This window comes from Trueperella sp. LYQ143, assembly GCF_046599595.1.
Classification (GTDB): Bacteria; Actinomycetota; Actinomycetes; order Actinomycetales; family Actinomycetaceae; genus Trueperella.
The window spans coordinates 65,906-84,142 of sequence record NZ_JBKIWR010000009.1 but is presented as its reverse complement, the minus strand read 5'-3'; the positions used below and the strand labels follow the sequence as shown (position 1 = coordinate 84,142).

Genomic DNA, 18,237 nt, shown 5'->3' with positions numbered 1-18,237 from the left:
CATGAGTGAACAGGTGACACAGAGCGTCGAAGAAAAAGCCCATAACCGCACCCAACGCCCACGCGGTCAGGTCTTTCGGGAATTCATTGGGCAGGATTGGGGGGCACGCCCAGCCGGCCCAGAGCGAATGGCCGTTGCTGATTACACACCGGCACGCCGCGCCAAACTTTCGGCATGTTTCCCCGGTGAACGTCTCGTTCTTCCCGCAGGAGATCTGCAGGTACGTTCGAATGATTGCGATTACCGTTTCCGCGCCCATTCTGCGTTTTCCCATATGACGGGTCTGGGTGGTGAAGATGAGCCCGGCGCTGTTTTAGTGCTCAACCCGATTGATGATTCCCACCACGAGGCCACGCTCTATTTCCACCCTCGCGCTTCGCGATCTTCTGAAGAGTTCTACGCCGATTCGCGCCACGGCGAATTTTGGGTTGGTGCTCGGTTATCTGCCGAAGAGATGGAGCGCGCCACTGGAATCAAAGTAGCGCATATCGAGGAGCTTCCCGATGCGCTCGCCAAAGATCTCGGCGCGATCAACATCCGAGTTATGCCGCAATCTGACGCCCGCATTGAAGCCCTTGTTGCACAATTGCGCAGCCAAAATGAGCTGACGGAAGGTGCAAGCCAAGCTGATGCGCTCCTGGCAGAAGCCGCCTCGGAAATCCGACTCATTAAAGACGAGTGGGAAATCGAGGAAATGAAGAAGGCTATCGCCGTCACCGCGTCGGGATTTGACGAGATGATCCGCACCTTGCCCCGCGCCAAAGAGCACTGGCGCGGCGAACGAGTCGTCGAAGGCGCGTTCTTCGCCAAAGCCCGCGAAGAGGGCAACGGAGTGGGATATGAGACGATTGCCGCTGCCGGTAATCACGCAAATACTTTGCACTGGATCACGAACGATGGGCAGCTCCGCGATGGTGAATTAATCCTTATTGACGCCGGCGCGGAAGTAGATTCCCTCTACACTGCGGATATTACTCGCACATTGCCAATTAGCGGAGTCTTTAATGAAACTCAGCGAGAGGTCTACAACGCCGTTCTAGAGGCATGCGAATATTGCCTTGAGGTGGCTTCCCGCCCGCGTGTGCAGTTCAAAGATCTGCATGCCGCGGCAATGGAGGTCATTGCCGCACATCTCGAACGCTGGGGGCTACTGCCGGTATCCGCCGCAGAATCTCTCGATCCTAGCGCGCAGTACCACCGCCGCTGGATGCCCCACGGGACCTCACACCACCTCGGAATCGACGTCCACGACTGCGCGCAAGCTAAGCGAGAACTTTATCAAGATGCGTACCTTGAACCCGGTATGATCTTCACTATCGAACCTGGCCTATACTTCCGGCAAGACGATCTGAAAGTACCAGAACGATTCCGCGGTATCGGGGTTCGTATTGAGGACGATATTCTCGTCACCCCTGATGGCGCCATCCGGCTCTCTGAATCTATCCCTCGCACTGTCGAAGATGTCGAAGCCTGGATGGCACGCTGCATGGGGCGTCAGAGCTAGGGAGAGCAATATGGCATCCGGAACGCGCGTTTTTGTTGGCCGGCTAGCTGGCGCACCCGTTTTTGATCCGATTGGCGACCGCGTTGGGAAAGTACAAGACGTGGTGGTTGTCTTTCGGTTGCGCGGCAACCCGTCAGCAGTCGGGCTTGTCGTTGAGGTATCGGGCAAACGCCGTGTGTTCCTTCCGCTGACCCGCGTCACCTCTATGGAAAACGGCCAGGTCATTACCACTGGTCTGCTCAATATCCGACGCTTTGAGCAACGCCCATCGGAGACGATGGTGCTCGGGGAGCTATTGGATCGTCAGGTCAATTTCACCGACGGTTCTGGCAACGCCCACGTCCTTGACGCCGCCATTGAGCAGGTAAGCCACCGTGAATGGCAACTCACGACGCTCTACGTCAGAATGGCTCGCGGAAGCCTGGACGCGGGGAACACCAAAATCGTTGACGTTGCAGAGATTACGGGTCTGCGTACCCGCGCAGCCAACCAAGCCGCCACTGCCCTGCTGGCTCAGATTAACAATCTGAAAGCTCCGGATATTGCCGATCTGCTTTCCGCATTACCTGATGAGCGCGTTATCTCCGTCGCAAAGTACATGTCCGACGATATTCTGGCCGATGTTCTTGAGGAAATGTCGGACGCCGACCGCGTTACAGTGCTCTGCGCTCTTGAGGTGGAACGTGCTGCCGATATTCTCGAAGAGATGGCCCCGGATGACGCTGCCGATTTGGTCAACGAGCTTCCCGCCGCACAAGCAGAAATGTTGCTGGCACGTATGCAACCTGATGACGCCCGCGATGTGCGGCGATTGATGTCCTACGGCGAGCATACCGCCGGCGGTCTGATGACGACCGAGCCTATCGTGTTATCGCCAGACGCTACAGTTGCTATGGCTTTGGCGGCAGCTCGCCGGCAAGACCTGCCGCCGGCTGTTGCCTCAGCATGTTTTATCGTTCGCCCACCAACCGAAACGCCTACCGGCCGATATATCGGAGTCGTGCATTTACAACGTGCATTACGCGAACCGCCCTCTGAAATGGTTGGCGCTATCGTGGACCACGTCGAAACACTGCATCCCGATGACGGCATTGGCACCATCACTCGACTATTGGCTACCTATAATCTGACGATTCTGCCTGTTGTTGATGGTGGTCTATTAGTTGGCGCTGTTTCGGTGGACGATGTGCTCGACCACTTGTTGCCTAAGGATTGGCGCGACGAGGACGAACTCGTCATTGATACGGAATTTGATGAGCGACACGCCAATGAGGAGGATGACGATGCCTGATAGCTTCGATCAGCCATTAGAAAAGCGTCGGCGTCGTTTCTCTTACCGACCCGACGCTGAGGCGACCGGAATCGTCGCCGAACGGATCGCTCGTTTTACCGGAACTCCGGCGTTCTTGATCTACCTGACGGTATTCGTCGTCATATGGATCGGATGGAATGCGCTGGCACCGGAACATTTACGTTTCGATTCCGCCTCTCTCGGCTTTACCGCGCTGACCCTCATGCTTTCCCTGCAGGCTTCCTATTCCGCACCACTTATCTTGTTGGCACAGAACCGGCAAGATGACCGCGATCGCGTGACGGCCGAGAATGATCGCCAACGAGCCGAACGTAACTTAGCTGATACGGAGTTCCTCACCCGCGAGATCGCCTCACTGCGCATCGCTATGCAGGATCTTGCCACCCGAGATTTCGTTCGCTCTGAGATTCACGACCAACTTTCTCAGCATACGGAGCGTGAGAGTAGCGAACGCGAGGATTTGCGTGCGCAACTTGCCGATCGCGAAGCAGAAATTGCTGCCTTACGCGAGCGCTTATCCCACTTTGAAGACCCTGGCAACGGCGAGAACATCTCACAGTAGTTAAGGAGAATAACCGATATGACCATCCCCAGTGTTGAAACCATCACCGCCGCCCTCGCCAAGGTGATTGACCCAGAGATCCGCCGTCCGATCACCGAGCTTGGGATGGTGCGTTCTGTCTCTATCTCAGAAACCGGCGATGCCGTCATCGGTATTGATTTAACGACGGCAGGCTGTCCCCTGCGGGACACCATTTCCCGCGATGTTCACGAGGTTGTTTCATCCCTAGAGGGAGTCCAGCACGTATCGGTTGAAATGGGCGTCATGAGTGAGGAGCAAAAAGCCGAGCTGCGCAAGACGCTGCGTGGCGGTCAGCCGGAACGAGTAATTCCCTTTGCTCAGCCGGGGAATCTGACTCGCGTCTATGCGGTAACTTCCGGCAAAGGCGGCGTTGGCAAATCGTCAATGACGGTTAATTTGGCAGTGGCGATGGCCGCCCAAGGGCTGAAAGTCGGCCTGGTAGATGCCGATATTTACGGGTTCTCTATCCCTACTATGATGGGCGTTTCCACCCCGCCACAGGTCGTCGATAATATGATTATCCCGCCGGTGGCACACGGCGTAAAAACGATCTCGATTGGCATGTTCATGCAAGAAAATGGGCCTGTCGTATGGCGTGGGCCAATGCTGCATCGGGCGTTAGAACAGTTCTTTGCCGACGTTTACTGGGGCGATCTTGACGTACTGCTCATTGATCTGCCGCCGGGAACAGGTGATATTGCCCTGTCTGTTGCTCAGCTCATCCCGTCAGCCGAAATCATTTTGGTCACTACCCCACAAATCGCAGCGGCAGATGTTGCTGAACGTGCCGGCATGATGGCCTCACAGACCGATCAACGGGTTGTCGGCATCATCGAGAATATGTCCCATTTAGTGTTGCCAGACGGCTCAACGATGGAGATATTCGGCAGCGGCGGCGGGCAAATCGTCGCTGGGCAGCTCTCACGTCTATTAGGGTATGCCGTTCCGCTGCTCGCACAGATTCCTTTGGAGCAGCAACTGCGTGAAGGCGGAGATGCGGGAACGCCGATTGCTGGGCAAGACGGTGAATCCCCGGCCCAGCTTGCATTACGGGAGGTAGCCACTACCCTAGCCCACCGTGCCCGTGGCTTATCTGGGCGCAATCTCGGAATTTCCCCGCTCTAATCCGAGCACTCATTCCAAAGCAACCCAGTTATTTCGATTCGGCTGTGTCCACCCCATTTGGGCTCCGTGTGGCTCATTCGGTTTTGTGAGAATCAGCCACACGGAGTAGCCACACGCTCTCGCGTGCGTGCTCGTGTGCTCCATTCTCGCGAATAACGCAATATCGTGGCATGTGCCTCGGCGCGATACTCAGCTAAATCGCGTCGGGGCACGTACCATAGGAGATGCACATACTCAAGGAGAGAAGATGGCCGCCGATAAAGCCCAGTCCTGGACCTACGCTGAACAGATCATCGTCGAAGAAGGCGTTATGCGCCTATCGCGGCAACATGCCGCCGAATTAGGGATTCGCACGCTCTCACCAGCTACCGGCCGTTTTCTTTCCACTCTCGCGTCACTTGGCTCAGCAAAAACGATTGCTGAAGTCGGCACCGGCACGGGGCTATCGGGGCTCTATCTGCTTAATGCTGTTCCCGATGCTGTATTGACAAGCATTGACATTGATTCCGAGGCGCAAACACTGGCCCGTGAGAATTTTACTGCCGCTGGAATCCGCTCAGGGCGGGTTCGGCTTATTAATGGGCGCAGCGCGGATATGCTCCCTCGGCTCGCCTCTAATGGCTATGATCTCGTTCTCCTGGATGGCGATCCAGCCGAAGCCGCCGGTGACGCCTGTGAAGCACTGCGTATGCTTCGCTCTGGCGGCACTTTGATTGTCACTCATGCGTTAAACGCAGATCGAGTTGCCGATCCAGCCCGACGCGATGAAGCTACCGTGGCTTTGCGTAACTTAGGACGGCAACTAATTGAGGCTGAAGACGTCGTCTCCAGCCTCATTCCCCTTGGGGATGGTCTTATCGTGTGCGTTAAGCGTTAAGCTAGCTTTAGCACCTCAGCAAGGACCTCGTGCAGGGACTTCACCTCGTCATCACTCAATTCCAAGACGAGACGCCCACCGCCTTCGAGCGGCATTCTCAGCGTCGTTCCGTGAATATCGCGTTCCGCTTCTAACGGTCCGTCGCCGGTACGCGGTTTCATGGCTGCCATTGAGTTTCTCCTTCCGAGGCAGGATCGTCTCTGCCTCTTCTTGAGAATAATTCTACGCGAAATCGCCGCGCTTCGTCATCGCCTCATAACGAATCTTATTATTCGTCAGATGTTTCGCTGCTTTCCCGCATTTCTTCAGCCAATCGATGCACCCCCGCAACGATTGCAGACACTGCCTCCTGCTCGGTATCCACAACAGTGAAGAGCTGGTCGTCTCCTGGTGAGATATATCCCTGCACCATCATGGTAGACGTCAACCATTCAATAAGCCCAGACCAATATTCCCGCCCGACGAGAACAACGGGGAATGAGGAGACTTTACGTGTTTGCACTAGCGTCAACGCCTCAAATAGCTCGTCCATTGTGCCATAGCCACCGGGCAATACCACGAAGCCAAGGGAGTACTTCACGAACATCATCTTGCGAACAAAGAAATACCGGAAGTTGATCCCCAGATCGACATATTCATTCATGCCCTGTTCAAAGGGTAATTCAATGCCTAAGCCGACGGAGGTTCCTCCAGATTCCATCGTCCCTTTATTACCGGCTTCCATAATGCCTGGCCCGCCCCCTGTGATGACGGCATAGCCCTGCTCCACAAGACCTTTGGAGATACGTTCAGCGAGCTGATAATAGGGGCTATCGGGGTGTAGCCGAGCAGAACCAAAGATTGAAATTGCCGGCCCCAGCTCCGCGAGCGCATCGAAGCCTTCTACAAACTCTGCTTGGATGCGCATGATACGCCACGGATCGCTATGAATAAACGACGAATCTTGTAGCGAGCGCAATAACTGCGCGTCGGTGGTCATCTGGGGGATTTGCTTGCCCCGCAACGTCACCGGACCTTTGTGATAGTTATGCATACTTTTCGACATACTTCACAGGCTACCGATATTGTCTGCATACTGTGCAGTGTTCACGCGTTGCGCGAATCTGTATTGGGCTATTCGTGGCGTTTCATCGTCAATTCCTGTTGGCGCATGGTCAGGGCGGTTGCCTTATGGTCAATCCGTTGGCTTGTGGGCTCCCTGGGTGCTGGGATTGGTTAGCCCGTTATTGTATTCACCGCTTTGGCTGTATCCATTACTCCTATCATCGGCTAGTTCCTCTTGTGCGCTAAAAAGCATGTGTACAGCGCGATTTTCTCTGCTTTGCTGGCCTCACTATCCCCGTTCTTCCCTAGAATTCCTTTTATCCGCCCTTATTTATTAGGTTCTTTGCACCGACAGACACGACGGTAGACAGGTGCAAAATAGCGCGATCATTGCACATAGTTTGGTCCCACGTCATCAAGGAATTAGGCTGAACGAATATGGAATGGGTAATTGCACTAGGCGCTGGATTAGGGATTGGTCTCATCGTCGGAATACTGGGCGCAGGCGGCGGTATCCTCTCCATACCTGCCCTGGTGTATCTCTTACACCACACTCCTCATAATGCGGCCGCTGAATCCCTGATTATCGTCTCCCTATCGGCCTGCGCTGCCCTGTTCTCCCATGCAAAGCACCGCTGCGTGCATTGGCGGGACGGATGCACATTTGCTGCTGTCAGCTCTGTTAGTGCTATTGCCGGCGCACGTTTAGCACCCTTATGCAATCCCACTGCGCTCATGTTTGCCTTCGCCGGAGTCGTCTTTTGTGCTGGCTGCTATATGCTCTGGCGTTGGCGAAGGGAATCTGGCGGATCCGCCCTTTCCACTCATGACGTGCCCGCTCACAATGCACGCCCCAGCAATACGCTCGCTCATTATGTGCCCGCCACATCACCCGAGGTAGACCAGGGGGCAGTTACATCTGCTGCTATCCCCTATTCTGATTCGGAATATAGCGATGAGGATCCCTCGCAGGTACCCGCGGTTATACCCAGCCATTACCCTCCGGTATCTTCACCGGATTCAACGTCTCTACCTAGCGACTCAACATATCTGCCCAGCTCAACACCGCCACCTAGCGTTCACCTTCCTCCAGCACCTACCTCAGCCCCTGCGCCGCGTTGGTGGGCAATGGCAACGGCAGGCGCAAGCGTCGGACTCTTGTGCGGGGTGTTCGGAGTTGGTGGCGGATTTGCCGTTGTTCCCGTCTTGGTTGCCATTTTTGGTTTCCCCATGCTCGAAGCGACCGGCACATCCGTCTTGGTCATGTTCCTTACCTCAGCCGCCGGGCTGGTGGGGCGCATCGGTACACCTGTTCATATCATCTGGCATATCGTCATCCTGTTTGGGGCGGCTTCTCTGATCGGCAGCGCACTCGGAGCGCCGCTATCGCGTCGGGCAAAGAACACAACCTTATCGTTAGGCTTCGCACTGTTACTATTCGGGGTTGCGGTTATGACCATCATCCTGAGCTTTTTCACCGCATAACCTGTTTTCTTCGGGTTCTCCGTGCGCACAATTCATCGGATTATTCGGCATTTCTTACCCCGCATCTGGGCATACTGCGCTACCGTATTACCTATGAATCCACACAAATTAGCCCAAGATGCCGCACAGGTAATTGCGCAAAGAACGGGCGTAACTCAACATGACATTGCATTAACACTCGGCTCAGGCTGGGGCGGGGCTGCCGATCTGATCGGTGAGGTGGTCGCCGAGTTGGCAGCCGACGAGGTTCCAGGCTTTTCCGTCTCGGGAGTTGCCGGGCATGCCGGTAAACTGACCTCAATCAAACTACGAAGCGGAAAGCACGCTCTGGTCCTCGGGGCACGTACCCACTACTACGAGGGTAAAGGCGTGCGTGCAGTCGCCCACGGGGTTCGCACCGCTGCAGCAAGTGGAGCAAAGATTTGCATTTTAACCAACGGTTGCGGCTCGACCCGAGAAGCAACCGGCCCTGGAAGTGCTGTTCTCATTCGCGATCACATCAATCTCACTGCGGCCTCTCCCCTCGAAGGAGCACAATTCGTTGATCTGACCGATCTGTATTCACAGCGGTTACGCGATTTAGCACATCGGGTTGATCCGCAATTGCCGGAAGGTGTCTACGTTCAATTCCCTGGCCCACACTACGAAACCCCGGCCGAAGTTCGAATGGCAGCGCTCCTTGGCGGCGATCTCGTCGGCATGTCTACCGCATTAGAAGCTATCGCTGCTCGCGAGGCCGGTATGGAGATCCTCGGCATATCTCTCGTAACAAACCTGGCTGCGGGCGTTGCTTCACATAAACTTGATCATCACGAAGTGCTAGAAGCGGGTCGGAACGCTGGCCCACGTATTTCACGCCTTCTGGCAGACATTATCGACTCAATGACGAAGGATATGTAAATGACTGATACTGAACTCTTTACCGCAGTACGCCAGTGGATCGCTGCCGACCCTTCCCCAGCAGATCAAGCTGAACTGACGGAACTATTAGAGCGCGCCGAAGGTGGCGACGCTCATGCTCACGCCGATCTCAGCGATCGGTTCGCTGGTTCGCTCAAGTTTGGCACTGCCGGTTTGCGCGGTGTGATGGAAGCTGGCCCGAATCGAATGAATGCTGCGGTTGTGCGTCGTGCTGCCGCCGGCCTGGTCGCCTGGTTGCAGGAATACGTCGATCAGGAAGCAGTTGTCGTCATTGGTTTTGATGCCCGCTATCACTCCCAAGAATTCGCACAAGATACGGCAGCGATCGTGCAGGCCGCGGGGGCAAAAGCGCTCCTCATGCCACGCCCGCTTCCGACCCCGCTCCTGGCATACGCAGTGCGCAAACTCAACGCCGATGCTGGCGTAATGGTCACCGCCTCGCATAATCCGCCAAAAGATAACGGCTACAAGGTCTATCTAGGCGGTCGTTCTGTTGATGCTGACGGGCGTGGCGTGCAGATTGTTCCTCCAGTCGATGCGCAAATCGCCGATAAGATTGCCGCCGCTCCGCCAGCTAATGAGGTACCTATGGGCCAGGGCTGGCAGATGATTGACGAATCCCTCATTGACGATTACATTGCCGATACACTGACTCGCACCCCCGCAGGTCCACGCGATCTTAAAATTGTCTACACTGCAATGCATGGTGTAGGCAACTCTCTCGTTGCCCCACTCTTTGCCGCTGCCGGATTCACTGACGTCATCACGGTTCCCAGCCAGATCAATCCGGATCCGGCCTTCCCCACGGTTGCTTTCCCGAATCCGGAGGAAGCGGGCGCACTTAATGAAGCAATCGCGGTTGCCCAAGACGTCGATGCCGATATTATTATCGCCTCTGATCCCGACGCGGATCGCTGCTCGGTAGCTATTCCCACGCCACAGGGATGGCGTCAGCTCTCCGGTGATGAGATCGGATCAATCCTCGGCGAACAGGCTGCCCGTCAGGCAGTTTCCCGAGGCATCACCGGAAATCTTGCCTCCTCTATCGTGTCCTCGCAGTTACTTGAGCAGATTGCTGGCCATCACGGTTTAGGTTACGAAGCTACCCTGACTGGCTTCAAATGGATTGCGCGTGCGCCAGAAATTCTCTACGGGTACGAAGAGGCTATCGGTTTCTGCGTCAATCCAGATGTTGTTAAAGATAAGGATGGTGTCAGCGCTGGTCTGGTCGTTGCCGTCACAGCCGCCCAACTCAAAGCGGAGGGCACGACTCTGCAAGCCGAATTAGACCGGCTAGCAATTCGCCACGGAGTGTACCACACTGCCCCTGTGACCGTGCGCGTGCAAGATCTTGCCATTATTCCGGCCACAATGGCAAAGGTGCGCAATGAGCCACCCACTGAGTTAATCGGAACACCAGTAGCCTGTGTAGAGGATCTATCGAATGGCAGCCCTTCGTTGCCTCCTACCGACGCCATGCGAATCGTCACCGCAGACGGTGATCGCGTCATCGTGCGCCCTTCCGGAACAGAACCTAAGGTTAAATGCTACCTAGAAGTGATTGTTCCGGTTTCCGATGCGGCTGAACTCGATGCTGCTCGTAGCGCTGCTGTCGAACGCATGGAACGTTTCAAGGCTGACGTCTCTGCCATGCTTGGCGTATAGCGCGCTACCTGGGCCGATATGCGGGATACACAGTTAGCCACAGCCGAGAACACTCTCACACGTGTTCTCGCGACGGTGAGCACCGCATATTAGCCGGGCACGCTAGCAATAATGTGGGGTGGTCCTGGAAGATCCAGGAGCACCCCACATCGTTTAGAAAGCTATTATTCGGTAATTCCCGCTAGCACCGCGCGCGAGGCAGACAACCCCAGGCGCGTTGCCCCTGCCGCAATCATTGCTTGAGCCGTCTGGGCGTCACGAATACCACCCGAGGCCTTTACTTCCAGCTCTTCGCCGACCGTTTGCTTCATTAATTCCACCGCATGAACGGAGGCACCACCTGCCGGATGGAATCCCGTTGACGTCTTAACAAAATCTGCACCGGCCGTCTTTGCACATTCGCAGGCTGCAACGATCTCATCGTCCGTCAACGCTGCCGACTCAATAATGACCTTCAGAACCGCATACGGAATCGCGTCGCGCACAACAGCAATGTCATATTCTAAGGCTTCCCAGTCATGCTCCTTGGCATAGCCGAGATTAATAACCATATCGACCTCATCTGCCCCGGCAGCCACTGCACGAGCAGCCTCCGCAGCCTTAATCTCCGAGGCGACCGCACCAGAGGGGAAGCCGCATACCACCGCAAGTTTCACGTCACCAAAGTCAATATCTTCCGGTAATGGAAGCATTGACGGGGAGACGCACACTGAGTACGTTCCCAGCTCTTTGGCTTCCTCAATAAGGGCGCGCACGTCCTCAATCGTGGCTTCCGGCTTGAGTAGCGTGTGGTCGATCATACGCGCAACATCAGTCATTGCATTAACTCCTTATCATGTTGATTAGCAAGCACCGCCCACACAATATGTGTCCAGTGCCCAAAAGCTGCCAGCGGGGTTTCTCTATCCGCCAACGCATAAATCGGGACTCGATATATCTTGCCAGAGGCAGGATCATATATCGCAATTTCTGGGATTCCTTCGGGTGTTGTTCCAGCTCCGGGTAACGCCAGGACGACGTGACGCGGGATAGCGGCCCGCACGCCGGAACGCAGATCGCCTCCGGTATAGAGCGGGATGGGATACCCACAACACGTCGCATGCAGTATCCAGTCAACAATGGTGTGCCCTAATTCGGTATGGGGAGCGACCGGGCGATCCCAGTAACATACCCGTGTTTGCTTCCCGTCAGGCGAATCCGAGCATTGAGCTAATATATTGCTCATCGTCTGAGCTAGTAGCCACGGCGGGCTTCCCCAGCGTCGCGGCCAGAGCCGAATTCCCTGCTGATTTCGCCGTATCTGATCGAAAATCTCCACCTCGTATTCAGCAATCCGGTGTGGATTGGCATCGAGATGCTGACGAAAGTCGGTATCGCAGAGGTACCGAGCCAGAAGAACGACCATCGCCCCACAGGTGTATGGGGTTGACTGGCGAAGCGTATATCCCCCAATCTGCATGGGAACGCCATAGGAAGCGTACTCATCCATCGCCGCAAAAGCAGCGTCGGTGCTAGGATCTCTAATCTGTGGCCAGCCCATCGCCACTGAACTAGTAACTGGAGGAGCAACTCGGCTCAACAGCGCAGCAAGATTTACTGGCATATACCCAGCACCTGTTTCCTTTTCTTATCTATCCCTATAGCTGACAGATGACGAGGCGTGCGGCATCGGTGCAGATGCCGCACGCGCAGGGTTTTAGTCAATACGTTCCAGTACGACGTTGCCTGGCACATCGGCGTATTCTCCGATGTCAAAGCTGCCTTCCAGGGATTCCATCGCCCGCGGGATTCGTCCTTCTTCATCCGTATGCAGGGTCATCAGCTTCTGACCAGCACGAACCTCGTCACCTGGTTTCGCGAAGAGTTCGATACCTGCCGCTGCTTGGACGGGATCGCCCTTAGCTGCGCGCCCAGCACCCAAACGCCACGAAGCAACCCCAACGCTCAACGCATCCAAACGCGAGAGCACACCATCTGCTGGAGCAATAACGTCATGAGTAAAGCGCGAGGTCGGCATGGGTGCGTCTGGATCGCCGCCTTGTTCGACCACCATCTTGCGCCACACGTCCATCGCTCGCCCATCCTTGAGCGCGCCTTCAACATCGGCATCTGGCTGACCAGCCGCAGTAAGCATTTCACGAGCTAATGCAATCGTCAGATCTACGACGTCTGCTGGGCCGCCACCGGCAAGAACCTCAACGGATTCCTCGACTTCTAAGCCGTTTCCGATCTTCAAGCCGAGCGGGGTTTCCATATTGGTTAACAGCGCGACAGTCTTGACTCCCGCGTCGGTTCCCAGATTAACCATCGTCTGCGCCAGCTCACGGGCACGCTCAATGTTTTTCATAAAAGCACCCGAGCCGACCTTGACATCAAGGACGAGTGAATCCGTCCCCTCTGCGATCTTCTTCGACATAATCGAGGAGGCAATGAGCGGTACACATTCTACCGTTGAGGTGATGTCACGCAATGCGTAGAGCTTCTTATCAGCCGGTGCCAGACCCGCACCAGCCGCGCAGATAACGGCCCCGCTCCCCTGCCCGAGTTGGCGCATAATCTCGTCATTTGACAGATCAGCACGCCAGCCAGGAATTGCCTCCATTTTATCCAGCGTTCCTCCGGTATGGCCTAAACCGCGCCCGGATAGCTGGGGCACTGCCACACCGAAAGCTGCTACGAGTGGAGCGAGCGGAAGGGTGATCTTATCGCCAACCCCACCTGTTGAGTGCTTATCAGCGGTTGGCTTTCCGAGAGAGGCAAAATTCATCCGTTCACCGGAAGCAATCATTGCCGCAGTCCACTGGGCAATCTCCTCACGATCCATCCCGTTAAGGAAAATAGCCATCGCCAATGCGGCCATCTGTTCATCACCGATGACGCCACGGGTGTATGCGTCTATCGTCCAGTTGATCTCATCGAGAGAAAGTTTGCCACCGTCTCGTTTAATACGAATAATATCGACGGCGTCGAAACGCTCAGTCATAATTCTCCTTTGAAGATACGAGGCGGCCATTGACGGCCGCCTCGTGGTAGCGATTAAAAAATAGTCTGTGATAGATCGATATTCGCTGCGCTGCTCACTTCGCCAAGTGATAGCGGACCAAATGCCTGCGGAATAACGTAGGTCATTGGTTGCGGACCGCCCTGCGGCATATATACCTGCAGTTGTGGACCACCAAACTCAAAGAGTAACTGGCGGCAGCGCCCGCATGGCACTACGGCTTCCCGATTCCCATTGACGCAATATACGGCAACGAGACGGCCGCCACCGGAACGGGCCAGTGCGGATACCAGCCCGTTCTCAGCGCACGTACCAAGCCCATAGGATGCGTTTTCAACATTGCATCCTGAAACAAATCGACCATCATCTACTAGCCCAGCAGCTCCGACAGGATACCCAGAATACGGAACATACGCTGTTTCCATCGCTTCAATAGCGAGTTCGCGTAAATAATCCCAATCAATTGTCTCAGTCATGGTACTCACTTCAGATAAGGAATGTTCTCAGCCGCCGGAGCACGAGACTTGCCGACGAACCCAGCCACCGCGATAACCGTCACGATGTACGGAATCATATTGACCAGATCCGACGGAATACCGCCGTGCAAGTTCGGGATCAAGCGGGCCATTGCCTGCGCGAAGCCGAACATGAGAGCTGCCCCAGTTGCCCCAATGGGATGCCACTTGCCGAGAATCATTGCTGCCAGAGCGATGTATCCGTTACCGGCAGAGATGTTGTCATTAAACGCCAAACCAGATCCGATAGTGAAGAAAGCTCCACCAAGGCCCGCTAGCGCCGATCCGAAGATCGTATTGCGGGTACGGGTCCGGTTGACGTTAATACCGACCGTATCTGCAGCCTTTGGATGCTCACCGCACGCACGTAGGCGCAAGCCCCAGCGAGAACGGAAGATAAAGATCCACAGGAAGATGATCGCGGCGTACATGAAGTACACCAGAACCGTCTGATTGAACAGCACCGGGCCAATAACCGGAATCTCCGACAGGACTGGGATCTTGATCGACGGCAAGGAGAACTGGTTGGTATTGAACTTGCCCGGATCTCCCGTCATGATCGTGCCAAAGAAGAAGGAGGTCAAGCCCAATGCCAACACGTTGAGCACGACACCGACGATAATCTGGTCAACGCCATAGCGCACGGAGAACAAGGTCAGCAGGCAACCGAGGAAGGCACCAGCGATCGGAGCAGCCACCAAACCCGCCCACGGAGTGTGGAAGATCGACGCTGCCATGACGCCCGCGAAAGCGCCAGCCAAGAGTTCACCTTCAATAGCAATATTCACCACGCCCACGCGCTCGCAGACAACACCGGAGAGTGCGCCGAAGATCAGCGGAGTGGAGATAGCAACCGTTGATACCAAGGTGGAGGTCAAGGTCACCACGCCGGAGGATCCAGCGCCAGCGAATACCATGAAGCCAAAGACCGTCAAGATACCCACCACAATCATGGCAGTGGTATCGAGTGAGCGGCCCAGACGACCAAACTTCCCACGGCTCAAGGTACTAAAAATTGACCATCCGGTTGCGATCACAGCGATCACAGTAAATACCAGCAAAACGCCACTAGCATTGACGGAGACGTCATCTAAGGTCAGCTTTTGAACTCGATCGTTCAAACGCAGGACGGTCATGCCATGTGCTTTTAAGCTAAAGAACAAAAGCAAAAGCGACGCAAAGCCATACGTAATTGGTAGCTTCCACGACAGGGAGCTCTGAACTGCCGATCCATCAACAGTCTGCGACGTATGTGTCTGTTCTGTTGTCGTGCTCATCGCAGATCATCCCCTTTCGTATTGTCGTTCGTTGCCGAGCTCGCTGTAGCCGCTACCGGCTCCTCAGGTTCACTCGACTCGCTCTCCTTTTCTTCTGCCACCGCAGGACGTGTGCCAGATGCTTTCTCCGTCTTTGCCAAATCTGCGGCATTCGCAGCAGTAACGGGAATACCCATCTCTGTTAAGGTGACGTACTGACGCAGAGTAACGTTGTTGGCACGCGGCAAACGGAAAATCCACCGCACCAAGGCCGGAGCCGCAATCAGCAAGACGATAGTGGACTGCAAAATCAGAATCATATCGATCGGAACGTCACGAGTTTGCATGGTGTAACCGCCTGCCTTGAATGCACCGAACAGCAAGCCAGCAAAGAACGTCCCTAACGGTTTATTCCGCCCCAACAGGGCTACCGTAATCGCATCAACGCCGGTAGTACCAGCGACGTTTCCAGCCACATACCCCAAAGAGCCGAGCGCTTCGTTAGCGCCGGCAAGCCCCAGGAAAGAACCAGAGACCATCATGGTGAAGGTCGTAACCTTACCTACCGAGATACCCGCAGTGCGAGCCGCATTCGGATTAGCACCAACAGCGCGTACTTCAAAGCCGAAGGTCGAACGCTCCAGGATCCACCAGAACACAATTACGGCGATAATCGCCACGATAATGCCGGTATGCAACTTGAACGGCGAGCCGAATAGATTCGTCAGCGCCGCGCTTTCAGCTACTCGTGGGGTCTGCGGGTATGACGTCCCCGGCACCTGCCACGAGGGCTGCAACAGGATGAAACTCAATGCCAAAGCGGCAATGGAGTTCAACATGATCGTCAAAATAACTTCGTTGGCGCCCGTTCGTGCTTTGAGAGCACCAGCGATACCGGCGTACAGAGCACCAGCTACGATACCGGCCAGGATCGCTACCAGAGGGTGAATAATCGGGGGCAGCGTCAGCTTAAAACCGACCCACACTGCCGCCAACGCACCAAAAATGAGCTGGCCCGTACCACCGATATTGAACAGACCGGCACGGAAACCGAACGCTAAGCCCAAACCACTGATAATAAGCGGAATTGCATAGAAGAAGGAATCCGTTAACGGTTTAATTGCCCGCTGGAAAGTTGAGGCGTTCGGATCGAAGATCGCACCGCGGAACATGGCAAAGTATGCTTCGCTGATGGAGGCACCCGAAATGATAATGAGGACAGTGCCGACGATGAAGGCAACAATCACCGCAAGAATTGACACGAGCCACCCTGAGCGCAAGCCGGTGTACAGCAGGGCCTTTATCCAGGTGCCAATGCCGGCTTTGCGGGTAGTGGTCGCGGAGTGCTTTCCTGACATTACTTAGCCTCCTCCATCTTCGCCGTTGCAGAACTATCCTCTGCAGCCAAGGCTTCTGCTTGCGGAACGCCGGCCATCATCAGGCCCAATGCGTTGCGCGAGGTATCTGCCGGGACAATACCGATGACCCGGCCGCGATACATAACCACGATGCGATCAGCCAATGCGACGACCTCATCAAGTTCCGACGAGACAAGCAGAACCGGAGTTCCCTCATCTCGTACTCCTACAATGCGCTTATGAATAAACTCAATCGATCCGACGTCAACGCCACGGGTCGGCTGATTAACAATGAGTAGTTCAAGATCCATCGACAGCTCACGGGCGACAACCACCTTTTGTTGGTTTCCACCGGAGAGAGTCGAGATCGGATCAGTCACTGCAGTCAATCGAATATCAAATTCGTCAACGCGCTCATGCGCATTCTTCATAACGACCTTGGGCCGCAATGCGCCGCCTTTTGAGAACGGAACGTTGCGGTACTGATCGAGGATGAGATTCTCTGCAATAGAGAATGATGCGATAACGCCGTCCTTGGAACGATCTTCTGGAACAAGGCCAACGCCAGCCTCGATCGTCTTGCGCACACCAGTATGCGTAATATCCGTGCCGTTGAGTCGCAGTGAGCCACCTGCCGGATCCAGTAAACCAATAATTGCTTCTGCAAGCTCGGTTTGCCCGTTCCCCTGAACGCCAGCGATAGCCACGATTTCTCCACGTTCAACATTGAAGGAGACATCATCGAGGACGCGAGTTCCTGCCGAATTGAACGCTGTTAGGTTTTCTACCTCAAGTCCGGTCCCACCTAACTTCGGCGGATTCTTTTCGACTTTCATCATCACCGGACGCCCAACCATCATGGTGGCGAGTTCAGATTCGGTACTGTTCGGATCGGCCTCACCGACGACTTTGCCGCGCCGAATAACAGTAATATCATTCGCCACTGCACGCACTTCGCGCAGTTTGTGGGTAATAAAGACGATTGATGTACCAGCGTCAGCTAACTGACGCATAATAGCCATGAGCTCATCAGTCTCTTGCGGCGTGAGCACTGCGGTAGGTTCATCCAAAATAAGGACCTTCGCATCGCGCGAAAGCGCCTTAATAATCTCCACGCGCTGCTGTGCGCCCACCGGGAGATCCTCAATCAACGCATCTGGATCAAGATCAAAGCCGAATTTTGCCGACACGTCCAGCACTGTTTGCCGTGCCTTCTTCACATCAATGAGACCGGCTTTCCCAACTGGTTCGTAGCCAAGCGCAACAGATTCGGCAACAGTAAACACCGGAATCAACATGAAGTGCTGATGGACCATGCCAATGCCAGCGGCAACAGCGTCGCCTGGCCCTTTGAAGGACACTGGTTTGCCATCAATAAGAATTTCACCATCGTCGGGATCGTATAATCCGTACAGAACATTCATCAGCGTTGATTTGCCTGCACCGTTTTCACCCAACAGGGCGTGAATATGCCCTTCCTCAACAACGAGGTCGATATGGTCATTGGCCACTAACGGACCAAATCGCTTCGTGATCCCTTTAAGTTCGAGTTTCACGGTTTTTGCCTTTCTTTTACCGACAACGAGGACCC

General features: G+C 55.1%; 17 protein-coding genes. 8 read left to right on the top strand and 9 right to left on the bottom strand.

What is annotated here, in order from left to right:
• Position 1: 1 nt before the first annotated feature.
• The 5 genes from ACLHIL_RS04605 (at position 2) to ACLHIL_RS04585 (ending at position 5,401) form a co-directional block, all read left to right on the top strand.
• Positions 2-1,504: an aminopeptidase P family protein gene (locus tag ACLHIL_RS04605; protein ID WP_411296779.1), complete on the top strand. Its 1,503-nt coding sequence runs from the start codon at positions 2-4 to the stop codon at positions 1,502-1,504.
• Between the two features lie 10 nt (positions 1,505-1,514).
• Complete coding sequence (locus ACLHIL_RS04600; RefSeq protein ID WP_411296778.1) at positions 1,515-2,795, top strand: magnesium transporter MgtE N-terminal domain-containing protein; 1,281 nt, start codon at positions 1,515-1,517, stop codon at positions 2,793-2,795.
• Positions 2,788-3,378: a DUF1003 domain-containing protein gene (locus ACLHIL_RS04595; RefSeq protein ID WP_411296777.1), complete on the top strand. Its 591-nt coding sequence runs from the start codon at positions 2,788-2,790 to the stop codon at positions 3,376-3,378. The genes ACLHIL_RS04600 and ACLHIL_RS04595 overlap by 8 nt, the downstream gene beginning before the upstream one ends.
• Positions 3,379-3,396: 18 nt before the next feature.
• Positions 3,397-4,524 carry an Mrp/NBP35 family ATP-binding protein gene (locus tag ACLHIL_RS04590; RefSeq protein WP_411296776.1) on the top strand — a complete coding sequence of 376 codons (1,128 nt, stop codon included), beginning with the start codon at positions 3,397-3,399 and terminating at the stop codon, positions 4,522-4,524.
• 247 nt (positions 4,525-4,771) lie between these two features.
• The gene (locus tag ACLHIL_RS04585; RefSeq protein ID WP_411296775.1) at positions 4,772-5,401 is read left to right on the top strand and encodes an O-methyltransferase; all 630 of its coding nucleotides are present in this window, start codon (positions 4,772-4,774) and stop codon (positions 5,399-5,401) included.
• On the opposite strand, the gene ACLHIL_RS04580 is transcribed toward ACLHIL_RS04585, so the two are convergent.
• Entirely contained in the window at positions 5,398-5,571 is a 174-nt protein-coding gene (locus ACLHIL_RS04580; RefSeq protein ID WP_411296774.1) for a DUF3117 domain-containing protein, read from the bottom strand. The genes ACLHIL_RS04585 and ACLHIL_RS04580 overlap by 4 nt on opposite strands.
• A gap of 98 nt (positions 5,572-5,669) precedes the next feature.
• Entirely contained in the window at positions 5,670-6,446 is a 777-nt protein-coding gene (locus ACLHIL_RS04575) for a TIGR00730 family Rossman fold protein (RefSeq protein WP_411296773.1), read from the bottom strand.
• 437 nt (positions 6,447-6,883) lie between these two features.
• On the opposite strand from ACLHIL_RS04575, the gene ACLHIL_RS04570 reads away from it, so the two are divergent.
• From ACLHIL_RS04570 to ACLHIL_RS04560, 3 genes are all read left to right on the top strand, one after another.
• Entirely contained in the window at positions 6,884-7,930 is a 1,047-nt protein-coding gene (locus ACLHIL_RS04570; protein ID WP_411296772.1) for a sulfite exporter TauE/SafE family protein, read from the top strand.
• A 93-nt stretch (positions 7,931-8,023) separates the two neighbouring features.
• Entirely contained in the window at positions 8,024-8,830 is an 807-nt protein-coding gene (locus ACLHIL_RS04565) for a purine-nucleoside phosphorylase (protein WP_411296771.1), read from the top strand.
• Positions 8,831-10,516, top strand: a complete 1,686-nt coding sequence (locus ACLHIL_RS04560; RefSeq protein ID WP_411296770.1) for a phospho-sugar mutase — start codon at positions 8,831-8,833, stop codon at positions 10,514-10,516.
• Between the two features lie 164 nt (positions 10,517-10,680).
• On the opposite strand, the gene deoC is transcribed toward ACLHIL_RS04560, so the two are convergent.
• From deoC to ACLHIL_RS04525, 7 genes are all read right to left on the bottom strand, one after another.
• The gene (gene deoC / locus ACLHIL_RS04555; protein ID WP_411296769.1) at positions 10,681-11,334 is read right to left on the bottom strand and encodes a deoxyribose-phosphate aldolase; all 654 of its coding nucleotides are present in this window, start codon (positions 11,332-11,334) and stop codon (positions 10,681-10,683) included.
• Complete coding sequence (locus ACLHIL_RS04550) at positions 11,331-12,119, bottom strand: hypothetical protein (RefSeq protein ID WP_411296768.1); 789 nt, start codon at positions 12,117-12,119, stop codon at positions 11,331-11,333. The genes deoC and ACLHIL_RS04550 overlap by 4 nt, the downstream gene beginning before the upstream one ends.
• 93 nt (positions 12,120-12,212) lie before the next feature.
• Complete coding sequence (locus ACLHIL_RS04545; protein ID WP_411296767.1) at positions 12,213-13,499, bottom strand: thymidine phosphorylase; 1,287 nt, start codon at positions 13,497-13,499, stop codon at positions 12,213-12,215.
• Positions 13,500-13,552: 53 nt separating this feature from the next.
• Positions 13,553-13,993: a cytidine deaminase gene (locus tag ACLHIL_RS04540; RefSeq protein ID WP_411296766.1), complete on the bottom strand. Its 441-nt coding sequence runs from the start codon at positions 13,991-13,993 to the stop codon at positions 13,553-13,555.
• Between the two features lie 5 nt (positions 13,994-13,998).
• The gene (locus ACLHIL_RS04535) at positions 13,999-15,309 is read right to left on the bottom strand and encodes an ABC transporter permease (RefSeq protein ID WP_411296765.1); all 1,311 of its coding nucleotides are present in this window, start codon (positions 15,307-15,309) and stop codon (positions 13,999-14,001) included.
• A complete protein-coding gene (locus ACLHIL_RS04530) occupies positions 15,306-16,646 on the bottom strand; it encodes an ABC transporter permease (RefSeq protein ID WP_411296764.1) in 1,341 nt (446 codons plus the stop codon). Before ACLHIL_RS04530 ends, ACLHIL_RS04535 begins: the two co-directional genes overlap by 4 nt.
• On the bottom strand, positions 16,646-18,202 hold the full coding sequence (locus ACLHIL_RS04525; protein ID WP_411296763.1) for an ABC transporter ATP-binding protein: 1,557 nt from the start codon (positions 18,200-18,202) through the stop codon (positions 16,646-16,648). Before ACLHIL_RS04525 ends, ACLHIL_RS04530 begins: the two co-directional genes overlap by 1 nt.
• Positions 18,203-18,237: the final 35 nt, after the last annotated feature.

Excerpts from the sequence above, each read along its gene's own strand:
- ACLHIL_RS04605 (WP_411296779.1), top strand. The coding sequence starts at position 2 with ATGAGTGAACAGGTGACACAGAGCGTCGAAGAAAAAGCCCATAACCGC.
- ACLHIL_RS04600 (WP_411296778.1), top strand. The coding sequence starts at position 1,515 with ATGGCATCCGGAACGCGCGTTTTTGTTGGCCGGCTAGCTGGCGCACCC.
- ACLHIL_RS04595 (WP_411296777.1), top strand. The coding sequence starts at position 2,788 with ATGCCTGATAGCTTCGATCAGCCATTAGAAAAGCGTCGGCGTCGTTTC.
- ACLHIL_RS04590 (WP_411296776.1), top strand. The coding sequence starts at position 3,397 with ATGACCATCCCCAGTGTTGAAACCATCACCGCCGCCCTCGCCAAGGTG.
- ACLHIL_RS04585 (WP_411296775.1), top strand. The coding sequence starts at position 4,772 with ATGGCCGCCGATAAAGCCCAGTCCTGGACCTACGCTGAACAGATCATC.
- ACLHIL_RS04580 (WP_411296774.1), bottom strand. The coding sequence starts at position 5,571 with ATGGCAGCCATGAAACCGCGTACCGGCGACGGACCGTTAGAAGCGGAA.
- ACLHIL_RS04575 (WP_411296773.1), bottom strand. The coding sequence starts at position 6,446 with ATGTCGAAAAGTATGCATAACTATCACAAAGGTCCGGTGACGTTGCGG.
- ACLHIL_RS04570 (WP_411296772.1), top strand. The coding sequence starts at position 6,884 with ATGGAATGGGTAATTGCACTAGGCGCTGGATTAGGGATTGGTCTCATC.
- ACLHIL_RS04565 (WP_411296771.1), top strand. The coding sequence starts at position 8,024 with ATGAATCCACACAAATTAGCCCAAGATGCCGCACAGGTAATTGCGCAA.
- ACLHIL_RS04560 (WP_411296770.1), top strand. The coding sequence starts at position 8,831 with ATGACTGATACTGAACTCTTTACCGCAGTACGCCAGTGGATCGCTGCC.
- deoC (WP_411296769.1), bottom strand. The coding sequence starts at position 11,334 with ATGACTGATGTTGCGCGTATGATCGACCACACGCTACTCAAGCCGGAA.
- ACLHIL_RS04550 (WP_411296768.1), bottom strand. The coding sequence starts at position 12,119 with ATGCCAGTAAATCTTGCTGCGCTGTTGAGCCGAGTTGCTCCTCCAGTT.
- ACLHIL_RS04545 (WP_411296767.1), bottom strand. The coding sequence starts at position 13,499 with ATGACTGAGCGTTTCGACGCCGTCGATATTATTCGTATTAAACGAGAC.
- ACLHIL_RS04540 (WP_411296766.1), bottom strand. The coding sequence starts at position 13,993 with ATGACTGAGACAATTGATTGGGATTATTTACGCGAACTCGCTATTGAA.
- ACLHIL_RS04535 (WP_411296765.1), bottom strand. The coding sequence starts at position 15,309 with ATGAGCACGACAACAGAACAGACACATACGTCGCAGACTGTTGATGGA.
- ACLHIL_RS04530 (WP_411296764.1), bottom strand. The coding sequence starts at position 16,646 with ATGTCAGGAAAGCACTCCGCGACCACTACCCGCAAAGCCGGCATTGGC.